Source organism: Pseudanabaena sp. 'Roaring Creek' (assembly GCF_001402795.1).
Lineage (GTDB): Bacteria > Cyanobacteriota > Cyanobacteriia > Pseudanabaenales > Pseudanabaenaceae > Pseudanabaena.
On sequence record NZ_LIRE01000382.1, the window covers coordinates 1 to 3,935 of the forward strand.

Here is a 3,935-nt window from a genome sequence, read left to right on the forward strand (position 1 = left end):
CACTATTTACATTTCTTCATATCTACTTATTATAAAGCCAAGCACAGAAACCCACCAAAGGCAGGTTTTATACCAATTCCCAGAATAGCGTTGCCATTTTGGGAATTGGTATAAAACCTGCGGCGCACGCGCAGCGTGCGCCGCAGGTTTTAGGGTTTTATATTTAATTAGGCTCACCTTTATTCGCGATTGGGTTTGTCGGTGGCTTTGTTAAGCAGCCAGAGCGAGGCAACTAGTCCTACAAAATGGGCAAAGATAATATTGAAACTAGCCTGAATAATTTGAAAGTCAAGCGGCTGAATTACGGAGTTAAAGCTGCCTGCTCCAATTACTCCTACTTGCCCTTGTCCTGCTCTCAGGGTTAAAGCACCAATAATCGCAAAGGCTCCCAGTAAAGTTACAAACATACCAATCAGATTAATAATCAAACCGATTTTGATTTGAAATATGGTTTGGCTTTTGGTTGGGCGATCGGGCGATCGCAGCTTTTTTGCCATTTGCGTATAACGATAATTCCAGAAAATACTCGCGCCTAATACGGCCACACCGACCCAAGCAAAGCTCAGTCCTGGTAATGTCGCGGGACTAGTATCCAATCCCGTTGGGCTAACTGGCTGACCTGTCCTAGGAAACAAAAAAAGTTGGAGTAAGACAACCGATGAAACTACGCACAATACAACCTGTGTCCAGAAAGCAGCCCAGCCCCAACGTCGAAATGCTAAAACAACGCGCAATACATTGGGCGAAACGTCACTATTATCTTCTTTACTGGCGTTTTTTAATTCTCTGGGCATGACTGTCTGGTAGAGCGATGGTGCATTATGGCTGAATTTAGCATATCCTATGGCTTACATATAGCAGTTTTCATTTTGCTTGCGGCAAAAGTGGAAGCGCCGCCCTGTTGGGGCGCTTCCACAAACCATTTAGGATTGTTATATTCGATCATAGCTAGCAACTGATATCGTGAATATCGTGATTGAGTATAGAGAATCAGCGAGCTAAGACATCGAAAATATTTAGATAAGCTTTAGTCTATCTATGAAACCAATCAAGCCGAAGCGCCGAACAAAGACGATCGCCATTATCTCGATTATCTTTTTATTATTAATATCGAGCATTATTCCGATTAAGCTCGCGATCGCCTATGCCCAAGCCCCTCAGCCCCAAGCGATTTTGATATTAGGTGGCGGTCGCGGTAGGGAAGAGTTTGCGGCAAAGTTTGCCAAAAATTATCCCAATTTAGATCTATGGCTCTCAAGTGGGATCGATGACGAAGATGCGGAAGTTGTTTTTCAGAAAGCGGGAATTCCTGAAGAAAGAGTACATCTAGACCGCCGCGCTACCGATACGGTCACCAATTTTACGACCTTAGTCGATGACTTTAACAATCTGAAAATTCAACATACCTATCTCATTACGGGTGACTTTCATATGCCTCGCGCTAGAGCGATCGCTGCATTTGTATTCGGTAGCCGCAGCATTTTTACAACACCGATCACCGTACCCACCAAAAATCCTCGCGAATCTTGGCTGAGGATATTGCGCGATTGCGGACGCTCGATCCTATGGATTGCCACGGGGCAAACAGGTGCAGCTCCTAGCCCTGAAGAAGATGAAGACACAGGAAGCTAATATTTAGAAGGTAATTAGAAGATAATATTAGGGGTCAACAATTAAGGATGAACAAGGTTTAATAAGCTTTCACAATAAGATTTAACAATACTTAGAAACATCTTCGCCCTTATCGGCAAGATAACTTAGCGATCGAAAGCGCAAGCCTACCAACTGATCGTAGAGAGGATTAATTTCGCACATGGCAGGAATATGCATAATCTTCTTGCCAAACAGGACAATATCTCGTTCAAAGGGGCATTGAGCAGGAACAATCTTGCAGATTAGATTGGCAAGGCGCGAATCGTGAATATCCATGCGATCGAGCCACTCTTTGACTGGCTCAAGGACGCTAGGATGATGTTCGTCGTGATGGGAAGCGGCTTCAAGATTTTGGCGCAGGTCATTGATCGCTTTGACTTCTTGCTTTAGTGCCTTGCAAAATCCCTGAATAACAAGATCTTCTGTATCCGTGTACTTGCCATCGGCAAGAGCCATCATAACTGCCATGCGGAGGAAGTTTTGCCCAACTTCGCGATCGCTTCCTAACACATCGGCTAAATCCTGCGCGTTAATAGGCTCAAAATTATGAATCGTGACCTCCTCACCCCATTCCTCACTATGGCTGATTTGGTCAAAAAGTGTACGCTCTTGCTCGCTGTAATCATTGTCTGCGAGGGCAACACTCATGAGTCCTCGCAACCAAGCTGAAATCTGTTCTTGTGTATAAATAGGTTTAGTTTGCATAACAAGTCAGTCTACAGGTTGACTAAGATCATAGGCTGCTTTGTCTTGAATTTCGACTGTTACGGTATTAAGGAATGTTTAATAAATATAGCTGTCGCCAAGTGTACTAGGACATAAAACCCAAGAATTAATTGGCGGTGCAAAGCACCGCCAATTAATTCTTGGGTTTTGATTTGTCCTAATGCAAAGGAACAGTTAGAACTTTTTGGTGTCTTCCTACCTTATTAGCAAATCGAGGGTAGCCCTAAAGATGTAATTTGCTTTTACGCTGAAGGGCTAGTTCAAGGCGACTGAGCAGTTAAGAATAAGTAAAACCACAAGGTGTAAATATGAAAAGTCAATCGATTCTCATTGGGGCAATTGCCGCGATCGCTACTCTGGGGAGTTCCTTCTCTGCACAAGCGGACAGCCGTAAAGCCTATTGTCAGTACTTCCCAAATAGCTCCCAAACCGCTAAGGTTTCGATGCCCTGTATTTTTTCTATGCGTCAAGGTGCTATTACCGTGAAATGGGAAGATGGCGTAAGCGACTCCTTTAAGCCCATTCCCGAACGTCCTTTTGTCTATACTGATGAGCGGGGTGGATTGGCATACCAACAATGGGGAGAGAAAGATATGAATGGAGTTAGAGCGAGAATTTTAAAAATGGAGAATGGAGCGATTTATATCTGGGGAAGTTGATATTCTGTGAAGCCAAAGCCTATGATCTATAGCGGCTTTTATCTTGCTATACGCCAAAAGATGAGTTGCGGCGCAAGCGCCGCCACTCATCTTTTGAAGAAAAAATTAACGCTGACGAATGGGAATTTGAACTTCCCGCCTTTTTAACGGTGCAGGCGTATAGGGTGAATCATAGAGAAACTCTCTCGGCTCTCCCGCGATTTCATATTCTGGATGGTTGGCTAGCCATTGCTTCAGCTTAGCAAGGTGTCCATGATAACTCTCATAGTCATAGGCTCCTTGCAATCCTAAACTTACAACGAGCATGGGCGGATGATTTTCAACCTGTACGTCTTGAGATGTTTTTTGTGGATTGATTGTCGTATTGTTGTATAGGAATGAAACTTTGGCTTTGCCCTGTTGAATTGGTTGCTCGATCGCGTCGATTGGATAGCGGGCTTCTACAGGCGCAGTCATAGAGATGTTGTTGCTACTGATATGGCGAAATAAGGGATTAAAGGCATACCTAGTAGCTTCGCCGAGGTTGCCTTCATAGGTATAAGTGCCAGCGCGATAGGCGGGATATTGTTTGACTTCGATCGTATTGTGGGCAGTTGGAGCGGGAAATCCTACAGGCAAAGGAGCGGACATAGCTTTTTTTACAGCAAATAATGCAAGGGGAATTGAGAGCGCACCAAAAACAATCAGTAAGGTCGGAAATTTCATATCTCTATTGTATCGTTTCTAATTAAGTAGTTCGGCATAATTAAAAACCAAAACCAGAGAGCATACCGCCCGCTGCGCGGGCGGTATGCTCTTCTAGGTTTTAAGTTTACTTACGCCAAGCTAATTAGCTTGGTCTAATTAGCTTGGTCTAATTAGCTTGATTGGCGATCGCCATAATGCTTAAGACAAGCT

General features: G+C 44.0%; 5 protein-coding genes. 2 read left to right on the top strand and 3 right to left on the bottom strand.

The annotated features are described in order from the left end of the window. Positions 1 to 179 precede the first annotated feature (179 nt). Entirely contained in the window at positions 180 to 794 is a 615-nt protein-coding gene (locus AC805_RS12975; RefSeq protein ID WP_055075829.1) for a DUF3611 family protein, read from the bottom strand. A gap of 244 nt (positions 795 to 1,038) precedes the next feature. Between AC805_RS12975 and AC805_RS12980 the strand changes: the two genes are divergently transcribed. After that, on the top strand, positions 1,039 to 1,632 hold the full coding sequence (locus AC805_RS12980) for a YdcF family protein (protein WP_055075830.1): 594 nt from the start codon (positions 1,039 to 1,041) through the stop codon (positions 1,630 to 1,632). Between the two features lie 81 nt (positions 1,633 to 1,713). On the opposite strand, the gene AC805_RS12985 is transcribed toward AC805_RS12980, so the two are convergent. Beyond that, positions 1,714 to 2,358 carry a Mo-dependent nitrogenase C-terminal domain-containing protein gene (locus AC805_RS12985; RefSeq protein WP_055075831.1) on the bottom strand — a complete coding sequence of 215 codons (645 nt, stop codon included), beginning with the start codon at positions 2,356 to 2,358 and terminating at the stop codon, positions 1,714 to 1,716. 329 nt (positions 2,359 to 2,687) lie between these two features. On the opposite strand from AC805_RS12985, the gene AC805_RS12990 reads away from it, so the two are divergent. Beyond that, positions 2,688 to 3,038: a hypothetical protein gene (locus AC805_RS12990; RefSeq protein WP_055075832.1), complete on the top strand. Its 351-nt coding sequence runs from the start codon at positions 2,688 to 2,690 to the stop codon at positions 3,036 to 3,038. A gap of 105 nt (positions 3,039 to 3,143) precedes the next feature. Here the strand turns inward: AC805_RS12990 and AC805_RS12995 are convergent, their stop codons facing one another. Continuing rightward, positions 3,144 to 3,743 (bottom strand): heme-binding protein, encoded by a 600-nt coding sequence (locus tag AC805_RS12995; RefSeq protein ID WP_055075833.1) that lies wholly within the window; start codon positions 3,741 to 3,743, stop codon positions 3,144 to 3,146. Between the last annotated feature and the right edge of the window lie 192 nt (positions 3,744 to 3,935).

Coding starts and splice junctions, on each gene's coding strand:
- AC805_RS12975 (WP_055075829.1), bottom strand. CDS start 794: ATGCCCAGAGAATTAAAAAACGCCAGTAAAGAAGATAATAGTGACGTT.
- AC805_RS12980 (WP_055075830.1), top strand. CDS start 1,039: ATGAAACCAATCAAGCCGAAGCGCCGAACAAAGACGATCGCCATTATC.
- AC805_RS12985 (WP_055075831.1), bottom strand. CDS start 2,358: ATGCAAACTAAACCTATTTATACACAAGAACAGATTTCAGCTTGGTTG.
- AC805_RS12990 (WP_055075832.1), top strand. CDS start 2,688: ATGAAAAGTCAATCGATTCTCATTGGGGCAATTGCCGCGATCGCTACT.
- AC805_RS12995 (WP_055075833.1), bottom strand. CDS start 3,743: ATGAAATTTCCGACCTTACTGATTGTTTTTGGTGCGCTCTCAATTCCC.